This is a genomic window from Actinopolyspora sabaoui (assembly GCF_051225635.1).
In the GTDB taxonomy this organism is placed as follows: domain Bacteria; phylum Actinomycetota; class Actinomycetes; order Mycobacteriales; family Pseudonocardiaceae; genus Actinopolyspora.
In genome coordinates, this window is the sequence record NZ_JBMIHH010000008.1 from 68,927 (window position 1) to 87,013 (window position 18,087).

The window sequence follows — 18,087 nt, forward strand, 5'->3', positions numbered from 1 at the left end:
TTATCAGCAGCGCATGAGTGAGGCCGGTGCCGTCTCGATCGAGCCCGCCGACGGGATGGCGGCGCTCGACGTCCTTCTTTCCGGCGCGTTCGACCAACTCGGGTTGATCAAGGCCAACGGGGAGTAATTCGCAGATGCAGAGCATGATTCGGCATGAAGCCATCACGACCGCTACCAGGGGCACACGAGTCCCCCTGGAGAGCCTGTGCCGGGAAGCAGCCAGCCGTGCGAGCGCCCCGGTGCCGAGTTCGGAAGCCGCTGCCGAGACCGGTGTGGACGAGGACCTGCTGAGCCGCCTGCTTCTTGCCCAGCTCGAAAGCTGGGGAGGATTCTCCGACGCGGCGCCCGCACTGGGCTTGAGCGACGAACTGCGGCGCTGGTTCGGGGAATCCGTGCGTCGGTTGCGTCAGCGCGGGTTGTTGCACGGATCCGATTCGCGCCCCGTACCGGTCCGATCGGCAGACAGCCGCGACGTGTGGGCGGAATGGGAGGAGCGCAGCGCAGGCTGGAGTGGGGATCCCGGTCTGCGCGCGCAGGTTCTGCTTCTCGATGCCGCACTGCGTGCACTGCCGGACATCCTGCGCGGCGACGTGCGAGCGACCGACGTGTTGTTTCCCGACTCGTCCATGGAGCTCGTCGAAGGCATCTACCGGAACAATCCGGTGTCCGACTGCTTCAACGCGGTCCTGGCCGATGTCGCGGCAGCTGTGGTGGGGGAGATCGTGCGCGCCGACCCCGCCGCCCGAGTCCGAATCCTGGAGATCGGAGCAGGCACCGGAGGTGGAAGCGTCAAGGTTTTCGAGCGGCTCGAGCCTTTCAGCGCGCACATCGAGACATATCGCTACACGGATTTGTCGAAGTCGTTCCTGCTGCACGCGGAGCGGGAGTACGGGCCGCGCTATCCGTATCTCGAATACCGGATCTTCGACGTCGAACAGCCACTGGCGGCGCAGGGTGTGCAGCCCGGCTCCTACGATCTCGTCCTGGCTACCAACGTGCTGCATGCCACGAAGGACATCCGCACAACACTGCGCAATGCCAAGGGCGCGCTCAAACAGCACGGTGTGCTGCTCGCCGACGAGTTGTCCTCCCATTCGCTGTTCACTCATCTGACGTTCGGGTTGCTCGACGGCTGGTGGTTGTACGAGGATGATGAGCTGCGCATGCCCGGTGGTCCCGGACTCGCCCCGGAATCCTGGGAGGACGCCCTCGGCGACGAGGGGTTCGAATCGGTGTCGTTCCCAGCACGTCCGCTGCACGACCTGGGATATCAGGTCATTGTGGCGGAAAGCGACGGGCTCGTCAGGCAGGAAGTCGCGCCTTCACCGGCGGAGGCGGCTTCGGAGGCGGTTTCCGAAGAAGTCCTCGAACGCTACGCCGACGAGCCCCTGGAGCAGCGGGTCAAGAACACGATTTTCGAGCAGCTGAAACTGTCGCTGAAGCTCGATCAGACGCAGATCGGCGCTGATGACGCCTTCCGGGACTACGGCGTCGACTCGATCACCGGTGTGCGACTGGTGCAGGAGGTCAACCGCAAGCTCGGTATCGAGCTGGCTACCACCGACCTGTTCGACCACGGCTCGGTCACCCGGCTGACGGGGCACATCATGGACGTCCATCGATCCCGGCTCACGGCTTCGCCGCCAGGTGACGAGCAGTTGGCGAAAGGGGAAGCGGCGGAGTCTCCGGTGGTATCCGGTGCCACTTCCCCGCAGTCGTCCCCTGACCAACCGGGACGGGCCGTCGAGGACGGGTCGTCGAGGGAGCCCATCGCCATTGTCGGTATGAGCGGCAGGTTCGGTGGCTCGCCTGATGCCGAGCAGCTCTGGGAACACCTGAGCGAGGGCCACGACCTCATCGAAAGGGTCTCGCGCTGGGACCTTTCGCGCTTGTCCCCGGCAGGCGCGCAGCTGTGCGAGTACGGCAGCTTCATCGATGGCATCGATCGCTTCGACCCGGATTTCTTCAACATTTCCGGGTTGGAGGCCACTCATATGGACCCGCAGCAGCGACTGTTCCTGGAGGAGTCGTGGAAGGCCCTGGAAGACGCGGGCTACGCCGGTGCCGGAATCGCGGGCCGGCGTGTCGGCGTGTATGTCGGGTGCCAGCAGAGTGGATATGAGCAGCTGTTCGCCGGTGCGACACCCCCGCAGGCCATGTGGGGCAATGCGCTTTCGGCGATGCCGACCCGCATCTCCTATCACCTCGACCTGCAGGGTCCGGCGATCGCCGTGGACACCGCCTGCTCCAGTTCGCTGGTCGCTGTTCATCTCGCCTGTCAGGGCCTGTGGGGTGGTGAGACCGAGATGGCGCTGGCGGGCGGCGTCGCTGTGCAGTGCACTCCGCATTTCTACCTGCTGGCCGGTCGAGCCGGGATGCTGTCCGCGAGTGGCCGCTGCCGCACCTTCGACGATCGGGCCGACGGCTTCGTGCCCGGTGAGGGTGCCGGAGTCATCGCTATGAAGCGCCTCAGCGACGCCCTCGCCGACGGTGACCACATTCACGGCGTCATCAGTGGTTCCGGGATCAACCAGGACGGGGCGTCGAACGGCATTACCGCGCCCAGCGCAGCCTCCCAGGAGCGGCTCGAGACCTCCGTGTACGACACCTTCGGGATCAACCCCGAAAACATTCAGATGGTGGAGGCTCACGGTACGGGCACCAAGCTCGGTGACCCGATCGAGTTCCAGGCGCTGAAACGGGCCTTCCGCCGGTACACCGCCCAGCAGCGATACTGTGCACTCGGCTCGATCAAATCCAATCTGGGCCACACGATCACCGCGGCTGGCGTCGCCGGGGTCATGAAGGTCCTGCTCGCGCTCGGGCACCGCCGCATCCCGCCGTCGATCAACTTCGAGCAGGCGAACACCCATATCGAGCTGTCCGGCAGTCCCTTCTACGTGAACACCGCGGATCACCCTTGGGAACCCGGCGCCGACGGCGTACGACGCGCTGCCGTCAGCTCCTTCGGCGTCAGCGGGACCAATGCCCACGTCGTAATCGAGGAGGCTCCGCGGCCCACCAGCCGCGCTGCCGCACCCTCGGCGCATCTCGTCACGCTGTCCGCTGCCACTCCCGGACAACTTCGTGAGCAGGCCGAACGGCTTTCTGCGCATTGCGAGCAGCGCCCGGACCTGGCTCCGGGCGATATCGCCTTCACTCTGCTCCTGGGCCGCAAGCACCTCGCGCACCGGCTGGCTTGCGTTGCTGGCACGCGATCTGAGCTGGCCCAGAATCTGCGGACCTGGCTCGAACACGGCGAAAGCCCCCGCGTGCACACCGGCGAGGCCCCCGAGCAGCGGCTCGACGAGGGTGCCGCACTGCGAGCGGTCGGCAATGACTCCGTCCGGCGGGCGGCCGGGGTGAGCGATCCCGAGTCCCGAACCGAACTCTTGTCGACGGTCGCGAACCTCTACGTTCAGGGCCACACCCTGGACTACGCCGCGCTCTTCGCGGGCGGAACCTATCGTCGCGTCCCACTGCCCACCTACCCGTTCACCCGTGACCGCTACTGGGTGTCGGAATCGCGACCGTTTCCCCCGGACGAGCCGGACACCACAGAACCGCACCCACTGCTGCACACAGATGTCTCGGACTTCGGCGCCCGGCGCTACCGGACCCGGTTCACCGGTGAGGAGTTCTTCCTCACCGACCATGTGGTCAAGGGCAGGAAAGTGCTTCCGGGAGTGGCCTGCCTGGAGATGGCGCGAGCCGCGGCCACTTCGGCTCTGGGCGCGCAGCAACCCGGCGGACGCACCGTCGCGCTGCGAAACGTCGTGTGGGCGCGATCGGTAGTGGTGGGCACGGAACCGGTGATCCTCGAGACGTCTCTGATTCCCGAGGGGCATGAGGAGGCAGAATTCGAGATCGCCAGCACGACCGGCGTCGAACCCGATGCTGTTCGTGTCGTGCACAGTCAGGGGCGCGTCGTGCGGCAGACCGCAGCCCTGGGCCTGCTCGATCTGCCGGCCATCGTCGCCGCGTGCGACCGGGCCGAGCTGACCGCGGCGCAGCTGTATCCGGCCTACGAGGCCATCGGATTCAGCTACGGCCCCGCACACCACGGCCTGGAGAGCTTGCGCGTGGGCCACGGACAGGTCGTGGCACGGCTGACCCTCCCGCCCGCCGTGCGGTCCACCGGAAGGGCGTTCGTTTTGCACCCGAGTCTGCTCGACGCCACCCTCCAGGCAGCGCTCGGCATGGGGCTGGCGGGCAGTGACGCGGACACGCTCGACGTGACCGGAATGCAGCCCTCGTTACCGTTCGCCCTGGACTCACTCGATGTACTCGACTCCTGCACGGAGTCGATGTGGGCATGGATCCGTGACAGCGCGGAGTCCCGGTCGGACGATGCGGTCTTCAAACTCGATATCGACCTTTGCGACGATCAGGGGCGGGTGTGCATCCGGCTGCACGGGATGTCCTACCGCGTTCTCGACGACGCGACGAGCGGGAGTGCACCGGATGAGGTGCGCTGCCTCAGCTTCCTGCCCGCCTGGCGGGAAGCCGAGCCCGCCCGTTCGGAGCCCCCGCAGGAGCACATCGTGTTGCTGCCCGATCTGCCTGCCCTCGGCGAGGCGCTGGCCCACCGGCACCCGGAAGCGCGGCTCGTCCCTCTGACCACGGCGACCTCCGGGATCGCGGAACGTTTCATCGAGCACACCGTGCAGGCTCTCGACCAGGTCCGCCACCTGATGAACGACAAGGCGCGGCACCCAGTGTTGGTGCAGCTCATCGTTCCCGGCGATACCGGAATGGCCACGGTCGAAGGCATTCTCGGACTGCTCAAGTCAGCACGGGCGGAGGAGCCGGGGCTGCTTGTTCAGGCCTTACTCACCGGCCAGGACGAGACCGTCGAGCAGACGGTGTCCGGGGTCCTCATGGGGCGCGAGTACGCCACAGAACCCTGCCTGCGCGTCCGGGACGGTCACGTCGAAGCCCTGACTTGGCATGAGAGCGCGGCACTGCGTGAGGCCCCGGAGCCGTGGCGCACCGGCGGGGTCTATCTCGTCACCGGTGGGCTGGGTGGAGTCGGCACGCTGATAGCCCAGGACATGGCCACGGTGCGGGACATAACGCTGGTTGTGGTGGGGCGGTCGCCGCTCGAACCGGAACAGCAGTCCGTCCTGGACACCCTACGGGCCCGGGGGGCCGACGTCCGCCACGCACAGCTCGACGTCGCCGACGCGGCCGCGGTGCGATCCCTCATCGATAGCATCGTGCGTGAACACGGCGCCCTGCACGGCATCGTCCACGCGGCCGGCGTGTTGCGGGACGGTCTCGTCGGAAGCAAGACCGCCGAGGAGTGTCGAGCCGTTCTCGCGCCGAAGGTGTCGGGCCTGGTGAACTTGGACGAGGCCAGCAAGCACCTGCCGCTGGACTTCTTGGTGTCCTTCTCCGGCGCGGCCGGAGTTTTCGGAAACGCCGGGCAAGCCGACTACGCGGCGGCCAACGCATTCCTGGACGCCTACACCCACCACCGGCAACACCTGGCTGCTCGAGGTGAGTGCTCCGGTGCTTCGGTGTCGGTGGACTGGCCGCTGTGGGCCGAGGGCGGGATGCGAGTGGATCCCGGCACTGAGGCAATGATGCGCGAACGGCTGGGTATGGCACCGATGCCGGCCGAACTGGGCCTCGGCGCGCTGTACGCCGCGCTCGACACGCCGCACACCCAGGTCCTGGTTGTGGCCGGCGAAGCCGGGCGAATCCGGCGGGCCGTGCTGGGAGACCCGCCAGTGCCGCAGACGTCCGAACCCGCCGCACCGGCCATCGATTCGGGAGCAGTCCCGTCCGGTCACACGACCGACCCCGGAAACGAGGCAGTGCGTACCGCCGCAATCGCCTATCTTCGGAACACCTTGGCCGAGGTGATCCAGGTTGCCGAGCACCGGATCGACCCGGCGGCGCCCTTCGAGCGGTTCGGGATCGACTCGGTGCTGGCGCTCACCATCACCAACCGGCTCGAAGCCGACTTCGGTTCCCTCTCGAAGACACTGTTCTTCGAACATCGGAGCATCGACGAGCTGAGCGATTACTTCCTCCGCAGCCACACCGACACGCTGGAGACGGTTCTCGGCCTCCGCACCGACCCCGGCCCACCGGTCGCGTCCGGAGTCCGCGGTGCCGAACAGCCTCCGGCCGCGGCGCAGCCGCAGCGCTCGGAGCCGGTCGGCGTGCCGGAACCTGTCGACTCGGCGCGGTCGACGAGCAGTGACGAGGCGATCGCGGTGATCGGACTCGCCGGCCGTTATCCGGGCGTGCAGGACCTGGACGAGTTCTGGGAGAACCTGGTGTCCGGGCGTGATGGCGTGACGGAAGTGCCGCAGGACCGCTGGGAGCACAGCCACTACTACGACGCCGAGCCGAACCAGCCTGGGAAAACTCCTACCAAGTGGGGCGGATTCCTCGATGGTGTGGCGGATTTCGACGCACTGTTCTTCAACGTCTCGCCGCGCGAGGCCGAGATCATGGATCCGCAGACGCGCCTGTTCCTGGAGTGCGTGTGGGGGCTGCTGGAGAGCTCCGGCTACACCCGTGACCGGATTCGCGAGGTGCACGACAACCGGGTCGGCGTCTATGTCGGCGCTATGTACCAGCACTACCAGCTGCTGGCGTCAGACCTCGAGCACGAGGCCATCACCTCGGTGATGAGTTACAGCGCGATAGCTAACAGAACATCGCACTTCTTCGATTTGCAAGGACCCAGCCTCGCGGTCGACACGACCTGCTCTTCATCTCTGGTCGCCATCCACATGGCGTGTGAGGAGCTGCGCCGAGGCGCCTGCGACATGATGATCGCCGGTGGTGTCAATCTTTCCCTGCACCCCAAGAAATATTTGGGGCTGAGCCTGACCGGCTTGACGGGCAGTGATCCGGACAGTCGAGCCCTGCTGGACGGGGACGGCTTCATACCGGCGGAGGGCGTGGGAGCGGTCCTGCTGAAACCCTTGTCGCTGGCCGTCCGCGACGGGGACGACATCCGCGCCGTCATCCGGTCGAGTGCCGCCAACCACAAGGGCCGTACCAACGGCCCCATGGTGCCCAGCCCCGATCGGCAGGCACAGCTGATCGAGCGAAATCTGGAGTGGGCGGGCATCCACCCACGCACCGTCAGTTACGTCGAGGCGTCGGCGAACGGTTCCCAGATGGGCGACGCCATCGAGTTCGCGTCATTGCGGAAAGTGTTCGACAAACACACTCAGGACAAGCAGTTCTGTGCTCTCGGTGCCGTCAAGTCCACGCTGGGCAATCTCGAGGCGGCCTCGGGCATCGCCCAGCTGAGCAAGGTCGTGCTGCAGATCGGACACCGCCAGCTCGTCCCCTTCCTCGAACGTGGCTCGCTCAATCCGGGGGTGGAGGTCGAGGACACTGCGTTCTTTCTGCCGCAGCGGGCGCAGCAGTGGCAGCGGCCTGTGGCGAACCTCGACGGGCAGGAGAAGGAGTACCCGAGGCGGGCGACCATAAGCGCCTTCGGCGCCGGTGGCTCCAACGCCCATCTGGTCGTGGAGGAATACATCACCGCCGAGCCCGATCCGCCGGTTCCCCGGGACACCGGCCCGATACCGCCGCAGATCGTCGTTCTGTCCGCCCGGACCGAAGACCGGCTGAGAGCTGTCGCGAGCCAGCTGCTCGAGTTCACCCGTACCAGCGAAGAACTGTCCCTCGCAGATCTTGCTCATACTCTGCGGTGCGGCCGTGAAGCCATGGACTCGCGGCTGGCGCTGGTGGCCGGGAACATCGATGAACTCGTCGCGGGGCTTTCCCACTACCTCGAAGACTCGCGGGGAACCCCTCCGGTGCCGCTGTTCACTGGTCACGTCGGGCGCGACGATCCGGATCTGGACCTGTTGCTGAGCGGTTCGGCCGGGGACACGCTGGCCCGCGAGTTGCTAGCCGAGAACCGACCCGAGAAGCTGGCCCTGCTGTGGGTCCGGGGCGGACACGTGCACTGGGAATCGCTGCCGCGCAGCGGACCACCCCCGCGAATCCAGCGATCGCTACCGACCTATCCCTTCGAGCGGAAGCCATATTGGTTAACCCCGGCGCAGGGGGATCCGGCCGCGGTCGCCACTCGATCCGACGCTCCTGAGCCGGTCGCCGTTTCCGATGCGGGTGCTGCCGTCGCCGACCGGATCGCGGGGCTGGTCGCCGAGTTGCTGGGCATACCCGCGGATCAACTCGACCTCGAGATGCCCTTGGAAGACCTCGGCTTCAACTCGCTGCTCGCCACGCGATTGCTCCAAACGCTGCAGACCGAGGTGGACTCGGACGCAGACCTGAGCGCACTAGCCGAGTGCCGGTCGACCCGGGACCTGGTGCGCCGTTTCGGGACCGGGGCGGTCACGTCCTCCGAAGCTGATCAGGCCCTGGCGCGCATCCCGGAAGTTGTCCAACTCAACTCTGGTCGTGCCGGCAGGCCGGTCTTCTGGATCCACGGCGGGCTCGGCGGGGTGGAGGTCTATGCCTCGATCTCCGACAGCATCGCGCGGCCGTTCTACGGTATCCAGGCCCGTGGCTGGATGACGGACAGCGAGCCGCTGCACGGAGTTACGGCCATGGCGGCGCATTACGCGCGGATCATTCGCACGGTACAGCCCGAGGGGCCGTACGACCTCGGTGGCTATTCGTTCGGCGGCCTCGTCGCCTACGAGGTTACGCGGCAATTGCAGGAGCAGGGCGAGACGGTCGAGTCGATCGTCATGGTGGACGCGATGCACGGCGACAGTGTCAAGAAGGTGACGATGTCGCGTACGGACATGCTGTTACAACAGGTCAATGCCCTGTTGTTCGCCGCGTCGAAGCCGGCTCCGGAGGATTTCGCCGCCACACTGATACCTGCTCGTGAGGTCGACTGGGATCAGGACGAGGACAGCCTGCTCGATCAGATGCTCGCCCTCGCCAGGAAACGCGGTCTGAAGGGAGAGGAGGGCGCGCTGCGCACCCTTGTGCAGCGCAACCAGCGAGTCCAAGAGGCCTACGGGATGCTGGACTACGACATCGTTCCGCTTCCGCGGCCGGACTCGGTGACTTGCTTCTACTTCCGCAATCAGAGCGGCTTGTTCTACGGGGATCTCGAACCCCTGTTCTCGACTCAGGAGGACGGCACCGTCCTGGACGGCGCGGAGTACTGGGTGGAGTGGCAGCGGCAGCTGCCGAATTTCCACCAGGTAGACGTGGATTCGGCGAACCATTTCGTGATGCTCGGCGACCCGGTGTCGCTGACAGCGGTCCGGTCCTTCTGCGAGCTGTTCTATGCCGCTGGGCGGGGAAAGCGGCTTCCGGCGGCCAAGGCATGGGTCACTCGTCGAAGGAAGGCGAGGAGCCAGTGATCGAGTACGATACGGCAACGCGACTGGGATGCGCGTCCTTCCGCAGCGATTTCGGTGTCGACCACGCCTACCTGTCGGGGTCGATGTACCGGGGTATCTCCTCCAGGGAACTCGTGGTCGCGATGGGACGGGCCGGATTCATGGGGTTCCTGGGCGCCGCGGGGATGAGCCCGGAGCGGGTGCGGGCCGACATAGCCCACATCCGGCGGCAGCTGGCACCTCACCAGGCATTCGGGGTCAATCTGCTGTGCGATCTGCAAGATCCCGCGCGGGAGTTCGCCAACGCCGAGCTGTTGCTCGCCCAAGGTGTGCGGGTGATCGAGGCATCGGCCTACATCAAGATCACCCCTGCCTTGGTGCTGTTCCACTTGCGGGGATTACGGTCTCTGCCCGGCGGCGGGGTCGCCCGGGACACCCGCATTCTGGCTAAGATATCGCGGCCCGAGGTGGCTCGTGAGTTCATGCGGCCCGCACCCCCGGAGATCGTCGCGCAGCTGGTGGCAGACGGTCACGCCACCGTGGAGCAGGGCGAGCTGGCCCGGAAGGTTCCAGTGGCGCAGGACATCACCGTCGAGGCCGACTCCGGGGGGCACACTGACCGAGGCGTGTCTACCGTGCTGCTGCCGTCGATCCAGAGCCTCCGCCAACACGCCATGTTGGAGTTCGGTTACGACGAGAGGATTCGCTTAGGACTGTCCGGGGGGATCGGCACACCGCATGCGGTCGCTGCTGCCTTTGCCATGGAGGCCGACTATGTCATGACTGGCTCCATCAACCAATGCACTGTCGAGTCCGGCATTAGCGATGCGGTGAAGGACCGGTTGCAAACCATCGATGTCCAGGATACCGACTATTGCCCGGCCGGCGACATGTTCGAGATCGGCGCTCTCGTCCAGGTATTGAAGAAGGGGGTCTTGTTCCCCGCCCGAGCGAACCGGCTGGCCACGCTCTACAAGAGCTACGAGTCGTGGCACGAAATTCCGGAAGGCGTCCGTCGGCAAATTCAGGAAACCTTCTTCAAGAAAGACGTCGGCGAAGTGTGGCGAGAGACCAAGGAACATCTCCGAAACAGGAATAGAAGTGAAGAGATCGAGCGCGCCGAACGCGTTCCGAAGCGAAAGATGGCGCTCATTTTTCGCTGGTACTACGGCTACAGTAGCCGGCTCTCCTTTGCGGATACGGAATGTGACCCCGCCAATGTGCAGGTTCACACCGGGCCAGCGTTGGGGGCTTTCAATCAATGGGTGAAGGGGACGCACATGGAGAGTTGGAGGAATCGGCATCCGGAACGGATAGCCGTGGATCTGTTGCGGAATGCCCGTTCGATTCTATCGACGCGACGAGTGGCCGGTAGCGCTTGATCTCCAACTCTGATCGGAAATGAATAGAAAGGTTTCTCGCATGCGAGCTTACGTCTTCCCCGGCCAAGGGTCACAGCAAAAGGGCATGGGCGCGTCCCTATTCGACGAGTTCGAGGAGCTCACGCGAGTGGCGGATGCGGTCCTGGGGTACTCCGTCAAAACTCTCTGCCTGGAGGACCCCGACAACCTGCTCGACCAGACACAGTACACACAACCCGCGCTCTATGTCGTCAATGCTCTTTCCTACTATCACAAACTCCGTGAGACCGGTTCGGCGCCGGACTTCGTAGCCGGTCACAGCCTCGGCGAGTTCAATGCGTTGCTCGCGGCCGAGGCATTCGACTTCGAGACGGGACTGCGGCTGGTGCAGAAGCGCGGCCAGCTGATGGCCGAAGCTTCTGGCGGAGCCATGGCGGCTGTTTTGAACGCTTCGGAGAAGGAGATACGGGATATTCTCGAAGAAAACCATCTCCAATCCGTGGACTTGGCGAATTTCAACACGTCGTCAGAAATTGTGCTCTCGGGGCGTAGGGCTGATATAGAAGCCGCGGAGCCGCTTTTTCAGGCAGGAAACCATCTCTTCGTGCGGTTGAAGACCAGCGGTGCCTTTCATTCGCGGTACATGGAGCCGGCACGTGCGGAATTCGACGATTTTCTGTCTTCGGTTGGTTTCTCCGATTTACGTCTCCCCGTTGTTTCGAATGTGACCGCGAGGGATTATGAAGAAGGTGCGATTCGAGAGAATCTCGCGAATCAGATGGTCAGTATCGTGCGGTGGTCTGAATCCATGGAGTACCTCCTCGGGTACGAGGATATGGAGATCGAAGAGTTAGGCCACGGTAATGTTCTGACCAAATTGGTGAGGAAAATTCGTCGCGAGCTGGGCGATGCCGCCGATCGTCCGGTGCGCGTCGCGAAGCAGAGGGCCGCGAATGCGGAGGAAATGGTGCGGAGGTGGAACGAGGAACATCCGGTGGGAACCCCGGTCAGGTCCACTGTCGGCGACTATGGAAACCTTGAGACCTCCACGGAAGCGGTCCTGCTTTTCGGGCATCGCGCGGCGGTCTATATGCGCGGCTATCGGGGATACTTCGACCTCAACGAACTTGAGCCGGTCGCGTAGCGAAAAAGTGCCGGAGCCGAGATGATCGCAAGACAGAGGAGAAAATGTGACTACAACCGTCGGGATCGAATCACTTAATGTCTTCGCCGGTACCTGCCAACTCGATGTGGAAAAGCTCGCGGTGCATCGCGGGCTGGAAACCGCGAGGTTCGAAAACCTCCTCATGAAGGAGAAAACCGTCGCGCTTCCCTACGAGGACCCGGTGACATTTGGTGTCAATGCGGCCAAGCCCCTCATGGACGCCCTGTCGCCAGAGGAACGGGACCGCATCGAACTCGTCATCACGGCGACCGAATCGGCCTTCGATTTCGGCAAGTCCATGAGTACATATTTCCACGACCTGCTCGGCCTGAACCGAAACTGCCGCCTCTTCGAAGTGAAGAACGCCTGTTACTCGGGTGTCGCGGCGCTGCAGACGGCGGCGAACTTCATCCTCGCCGGGACCTCACCGGGTGCGAAGGCCCTGGTCATCGCCACCGACCTTACGCGCTTCATGGTGGCTGAAAGCGGTGATGCGCTCTCTGAGGACTGGTCCTTCGCCGAGCCGAGTAGCGGTGCGGGTGCGGTGGCGATGCTCGTCAGCGACACCCCGCACGTTTTCCGGATCGACATCGGTGCCAGTGGCTACTACGGCCACGAGGTGATGGACACCTGCCGCCCCCTTCCCGACAGCGAAGCGGGTGATGCGGACCTCTCGCTGCTGTCCTACCTCGACTGCTGCGAGAACGCCTTCCGCGAGTATGAGCGACGCGTCGGCGACGTGGACTTCGTCCGCACCTTCGGTTACCTCGCCTTCCACACACCTTTCGGCGGCATGGTCAAGGGTGCGCATCGCAATCTGATGCGCAAGGTAGTCAAGGCACGTCCCGCCGCGATCGAGGAGGACTTCCAGCGGCGGATGCAACCGGGCCTGAACTACTGTCAACGTGTCGGAAACATCATGGGGGCGACCACGATGCTCTCCCTCGCCAGCACCATCGACAACGCCGACCTCACCTCCCCGCAGCGCATCGGCGTCTTCTCCTACGGCTCGGGCTGTTGTTCGGAGTTCTTCAGCGGTGTGGTCCGGCAGGAGAGCCAAGACCGCCTGCGCGGTTTCGGGATCGACAAGCACCTCGACGCTCGGTACGAGCTGACCATGTCGGAGTACGACAGCCTGCTCGAAGCCAACCACACGGTGAAGTTCGGTACTCGCAACACCGTTCTCGATACCGGCATCGTTGCGTCGGCCCGTTCCGTGCTCGACCGTGAGCTGCTGTTTTTGAAGCAGATCAACGAGTTTCACCGGGAGTACGAGTGGGTGTCCTGAGCTCCGAGGGCTACGAGACCGTCCGGGTCCGCGTGGACAACGAGATATGTTTCCTGCAGTTGTATCGGCCGGATGCGGGCAACACGATCAACACCCGCCTGGTCGAGGAGTGCGCCGATGTTGTGCGCTTCTGCGAGGACCACGCGAAGGTCCTGGTGCTGGAGGGCCTCCCCGAGGTGTTCTGCTGGGGGGCGGATTTCGAGGAGATCGCCACCGGGGACAGCGGCGCACACGACCGGTCGCCCGCCGAGGCGCTGTACGACCTGTGGCTCTCGTTGGCTTTCGGGTCATTCGTCTCGGTGGCACACGTGCGGGGCAAGGTCAACGCCGGGGGAATGGGATTCGTGGCCGCATGCGACATCGTGGTGTGCGAGGACTCGGTGATGTTCAGCCTGTCCGAACTCCTCTTCGGACTGATGCCTGCTTGTGTCCTGCCCTTCCTCATCAGGAGGATCGGTCCGGCCAAGGCCAACTTCATCACCCTAACGACTCAACCGTTTACCGCCGAACAGGCAGTGAGCTGGCAACTCGTCGACTCCAGCGCGGAAAACAGCGAGAACCTGCTGCGCCGGCACCTGCTGCGGCTGCGTTACCTGCCCAAGAACGGGATCGTCCGGTACAAGAAGTACGTGCGGAACCTGGACGATATTCTTCTCCCGTCCAGAGTTGAAGCCTTTTCCGCCAATCGCGAGGTCTTCTCGGACGAGCGGAACCTTCAGAGAATCGCACGCTACGTGCGTACTGGCGAATTCCCCTGGGAAGGAGAGTAGGGATGCAGAACACCACCGTGGACTGTCGAGAGGTGGCGCCATCCGTCGTTCAGATCACCATGCAGGACGAGGCGCACAAGAACACCTTCTCCGATCAGCTCATCGGCGGCCTGACCGATGCCTTCGCCAAAGTGGCGGCGAACGAGCAGTGCAAGGCCGTCGTTCTTACCGGCTACGGAAACTACTTCGCCAGTGGCGGCACCAAGGAAAGTCTTCTGAAGATCCAGGAGAAGCGTATCAGCTTCACTGACGCCGATATCTATAGTTTGGCCTTGGAATGCCCGGTCCCCGTCGTCGCTGCGATGCAGGGACACGGTATCGGCGGCGGATTCGCGATGGGACTGTTCGCCGATTTCGTGATCCTCAGTCGGGAGAGCATCTATACCACAAACTTCATGAGGTACGGCTTCACCCCCGGCATGGGTGCGACGCTGGTCCTGCCCAAGAAACTCGGTTTCAGCCTGGGCGAAGAGATGCTGCTCACGGCGAAAACCTACTACGGCAGTGAACTGAAGGAACGAGGTGTGCCCTTCCCGGTGCTACCACGTGCCGAAGTGCTTCCCCAAGCCTTCGAACTGGCGTCGACGCTTGCCGAGAAACCCAGATTTTCCCTGATCACGTTGAAGGAGCACCTGGTAGCCGAACTTCGCGCCGAACTTCCACGATACATCGAGCGTGAGGTCGCCATGCACGAGAAGACATTCCATCAACCCGAGGTTCGAGATCTCATCAATTCCCACTACTCAGGAGGGTGACCGCATGTCGAAACAGCATGTCTTCGACCTGATCGTCGAGCACACTCGCGAGGTGCTCCCCGAACTCGACAACCACCATTTCGAGATCACCGATTCTTTGCGTGATCTGGGGGCGAATTCCATGGACCGGGCCGAGATTATCATGATGACCCTGGAGAAGATCTCGATCACTGTCCCGCTGGTCGAATTCGCTGATGCTAATAACATGGGAGAGCTGGCAGATCGTATACATGACAAATTCTGATCCGGAAACTCGTGATGTTGTCGTGACCGGTCTGGGTGTCACCAGTGCTGTGGGGCAGGGCAAGGACGATTTCACCGAAGCGCTTTTCGAGGGCCGCCACGCGTTCGGTGTCATGCAGCGCCCAGGACGACGGATGCCGTCCGGTTCCACCGGCACCGATAGCGTAACCGGCGACTTCCTGGGCGCCGAGATCGGTGACCTGGCCATGCCGAAAAACATCGCTGCCCGCAGCGTGCGGACGGCATCGCTGTCCTCCAAGGCAGCGCTGGCGACTCTCGACGAGGCATGGTGTGAGGCGGGCCTGAACGATGTCGATCCGGCCCGCATCGGCTTGGTGCTCGGCGGCTCCAATGTCCAGCAGCGGGAGCTGGCGCTGCTGTACGCCCGTCATGCGGATCGCCCCGAGTTCCTTCGCCCGTCCTACGCTCTGGGATTCATGGACTCGGATCTGTGCGGATTCTGCACCGAGCAGTTCTCGATCCGTGGATTCGCCCACACGCTGGGCGGGGCCTCGGCCAGCGGCCTGCTCGCGGTACTCCAGGGCGTCCGAGCAGTGCAGTCCGGGCAAGTCGATGTGTGCATCGCGTTGGGTGCGCTCATGGATCTCTCATACTGGGAGTGCCTGGCGTTCCAGGCGATGGGTGCCATGGGCTCCCACCGCTGGGCCGATGCCCCGGACTCGGCCTGCCGCCCCTTCGACCGCAGCCACGACGGTTTCATTTTCGGCGAGGCGTGCGCCGCGGTTGTGATCGAGCACGATGGTCGGTCTAGGCAGACGGAACCCTACGCGTATTTCCGCGGCGGCGGTACGGTGATGGACGGCACGCGTAATCCTCATCCATCGGTGGAGGGGGAGGTCGCCGTCGTCGAGGCAGCACTGCGGGAAGCCGGACTGACGGCCTCGGCTGTCGATTACGTCAATCCGCACGGCACTGGATCGCCCACCGGCGATGCGACCGAACTGCAGGCACTCCGGCGGTGCGGTCTGACCGGTGCGCGGATCAACGCGACCAAGTCGATCACCGGGCACGGCCTGACCGCTGCGGGCACGGTGGAGATAGTGACCACACTGCTACAGATGAAGGAGCAGAAACTGCATCCCACCCGGAACCTGGACGATCCGCTGGAAGATGCTTTCCCCTGGGTTCGCGAGAAGCCGGAAAGCCACTCGTTTCGGACGGCCGTGAGTCTCAACATGGGGTTCGGCGGGATGAACTCGGCGATCTGCTTCGAAAAGTATTGACAGCGAGGACACCACAGACCAATGACGGACATTTCTGGGAAGGTGTCGCCGGTGACGAAGCCTACCGTGTTCATGTATTCGGGGCAGGGTTCCCAATACTTTCACATGACCCGAGAATTGTACGAGCAGCACCCGCGATATCGGCTGTGGCTGGATTACTGCGATGACATCGCCGCGCCCATTCTCGGCGATACCGTGCTGGATACGATGTTCGACCCAGCTCGCACGAAGGGCGATCCGTTCGATTCGCTGGCCGAATCCAGCGCGGCCCTGCTGTGCGTGGAGTACAGCCTCACCCGGGTCGTCCAGGAAATGGGATACAGACCCGACATCCTGCTCGGTTACAGTCTGGGGGAGATCACCGCGGCCGTGGTCGCGGGCGTGTTCTCCTTGGAACGGGGGATCTCGTTCGCCGTGGAGTTCGCGCGGATACTGGCGGAGCGGACTCCGCTGTCCGGCATGCTGGCGATCGTCGCCTCTCCGGAAATCGTGCGCAGTCGTCCCGGACTGTTCGCCGACTGCAGGGTGACTGGCCGCAATTTCGACAACAATTTCGTGGTTAGCGGTCGGATCGAGGCGATACAGCGCCTCAGGGACACTCTGGACGTTGAGGGAATAACATGCCAGCGGTTACCGGTCAACTACGGAGTGCACACCGATCTCATCGATCCTGTCGAGCATCGAGTCCGTGACGTCCTCTCCGGCGTGAGCTTCGACCCGCCGCAGCTCCCGATCGTGTCATCCGCATCCGCCGAACGGGTCGCGGCCGTGACACCCGACAGCGTCTGGGCTGCCATGCGCAGTCCGGTGGAGTTCGCGCAGAGCATCACAAACATGACGGCCGCCGGTGACGCCACATTTATCGATCTGGGTCCCAGCGGCACACTGGCGACCTTCGTGAAGTACATCCTTCCTTCGGGCTGCGGTTCTGCACAAATAAGTACCATTAATCGTTTCGGGCAGGATCTAAAATCGTTGCGCGATTTTCAGGTACAGGCGGCCCCGCTGCTGGCCGACAACACTTCGGAACCTAGGGAGAACTCCCGGTTATGACGACACCGACCGCTATCAGAACGTACCGGGACGCCACCGCTATCGTCACGGGCGCCGCGTCGGGAATCGGCCGTGCGCTCGCCGAGAACCTCACGGCTCAAGGGTGCGAAGTCGTTCTGGCCGACCTGCAACTGGAGGAGGCCGAAACAACGGCAGCCGCCCTTCGGGCGGTTGGTGGGAAAGCGACCGCCGTTCGGCTGGACGTCACTGATCACACGGCGTTCGAGCAGCTCGTCAACGACACGGTCGCGCGGACCGGACGTCTGGACTATCTGTTCAACAACGCCGGAATCAGCCACGGCATGGGTGCGGGCGCCAGGCATTACCGCCTCGAGGACTGGCGGCGAATCATCGACGTCAACCTCGGTGGCGTCGTCAACGGCGTTCAGTCCACCTACAATCTGATGATCGATCAGGGCTTCGGCCATATAGTGAACACCGCCTCCATGGCGGGCCTCGTCCCGAGCGTGGGAACAACGTCGTATGTCACCACCAAACACGCCGTAGTCGGGCTCTCGCACAACCTCCGCGCTGAGGCGGCTCAACTCGGAGTGCGTGTGAGCGTGCTGTGCCCGGGGGTTGTCCGGACCCCGCTCATCGACGGCGGCAGATACGGTCGCCGTATCGAGGGGGTGACCAGCGAGATGACCCGGGAGATGTGGGAGAGACAGAAACCGATCTCGGCGGAGGAATTCGCAAAGAAAGCACTCGGGGCGGTCGCCAAGAACAAGGGGATCGTCGTGGTTCCCGCCTTCTGGAAATTGTTCTGGTGGCTCTTCAGGGTTTCGCCCTCTTTTTCGGTTTATCTCGCTACCAGAAGTTTCCGGGATCTCGGCCTGCGCGAAGCTTCCGGTGATCGGTCTCAAAAATAGAACGCAAGGTTTCGACGCGCTATGGGTG

General features: G+C 63.8%; 10 protein-coding genes. All 10 read left to right on the forward strand.

What is annotated here, in order from left to right:
* The first annotated feature begins 143 nt into the window (after positions 1 to 143).
* From ACOQFL_RS16085 to ACOQFL_RS16130, 10 genes are read left to right on the forward strand one after another with little or no spacing between them, the layout of a single operon-like run.
* A complete protein-coding gene (locus ACOQFL_RS16085; protein ID WP_435544992.1) occupies positions 144 to 9,329 on the forward strand; it encodes an SDR family NAD(P)-dependent oxidoreductase in 9,186 nt (3,061 codons plus the stop codon).
* The gene (locus ACOQFL_RS16090) at positions 9,326 to 10,690 is read left to right on the forward strand and encodes a PfaD family polyunsaturated fatty acid/polyketide biosynthesis protein (protein WP_435544993.1); all 1,365 of its coding nucleotides are present in this window, start codon (positions 9,326 to 9,328) and stop codon (positions 10,688 to 10,690) included. Before ACOQFL_RS16085 ends, ACOQFL_RS16090 begins: the two co-directional genes overlap by 4 nt.
* Before the next feature lie 40 nt (positions 10,691 to 10,730).
* Entirely contained in the window at positions 10,731 to 11,813 is a 1,083-nt protein-coding gene (gene fabD / locus ACOQFL_RS16095) for an ACP S-malonyltransferase (RefSeq protein WP_435544994.1), read from the forward strand.
* Positions 11,814 to 11,859: 46 nt separating this feature from the next.
* Positions 11,860 to 13,122 carry a hydroxymethylglutaryl-CoA synthase family protein gene (locus ACOQFL_RS16100; RefSeq protein WP_435544995.1) on the forward strand — a complete coding sequence of 421 codons (1,263 nt, stop codon included), beginning with the start codon at positions 11,860 to 11,862 and terminating at the stop codon, positions 13,120 to 13,122.
* Entirely contained in the window at positions 13,110 to 13,892 is a 783-nt protein-coding gene (locus ACOQFL_RS16105) for an enoyl-CoA hydratase/isomerase (RefSeq protein WP_435544996.1), read from the forward strand. Before ACOQFL_RS16100 ends, ACOQFL_RS16105 begins: the two co-directional genes overlap by 13 nt.
* 2 nt (positions 13,893 to 13,894) lie before the next feature.
* Positions 13,895 to 14,647: a polyketide synthase gene (locus tag ACOQFL_RS16110; RefSeq protein WP_435544997.1), complete on the forward strand. Its 753-nt coding sequence runs from the start codon at positions 13,895 to 13,897 to the stop codon at positions 14,645 to 14,647.
* Between the two features lie 4 nt (positions 14,648 to 14,651).
* A complete protein-coding gene (locus ACOQFL_RS16115) occupies positions 14,652 to 14,891 on the forward strand; it encodes an acyl carrier protein (protein WP_435544998.1) in 240 nt (79 codons plus the stop codon).
* Positions 14,878 to 16,134: a beta-ketoacyl synthase N-terminal-like domain-containing protein gene (locus ACOQFL_RS16120; RefSeq protein WP_435544999.1), complete on the forward strand. Its 1,257-nt coding sequence runs from the start codon at positions 14,878 to 14,880 to the stop codon at positions 16,132 to 16,134. The genes ACOQFL_RS16115 and ACOQFL_RS16120 overlap by 14 nt, the downstream gene beginning before the upstream one ends.
* 51 nt (positions 16,135 to 16,185) lie before the next feature.
* Complete coding sequence (locus ACOQFL_RS16125) at positions 16,186 to 17,187, forward strand: acyltransferase domain-containing protein (protein ID WP_435545000.1); 1,002 nt, start codon at positions 16,186 to 16,188, stop codon at positions 17,185 to 17,187.
* Positions 17,184 to 18,059 (forward strand): SDR family NAD(P)-dependent oxidoreductase, encoded by an 876-nt coding sequence (locus ACOQFL_RS16130; protein ID WP_435545001.1) that lies wholly within the window; start codon positions 17,184 to 17,186, stop codon positions 18,057 to 18,059. The genes ACOQFL_RS16125 and ACOQFL_RS16130 overlap by 4 nt, the downstream gene beginning before the upstream one ends.
* The last annotated feature ends 28 nt before the right edge of the window (positions 18,060 to 18,087 follow it).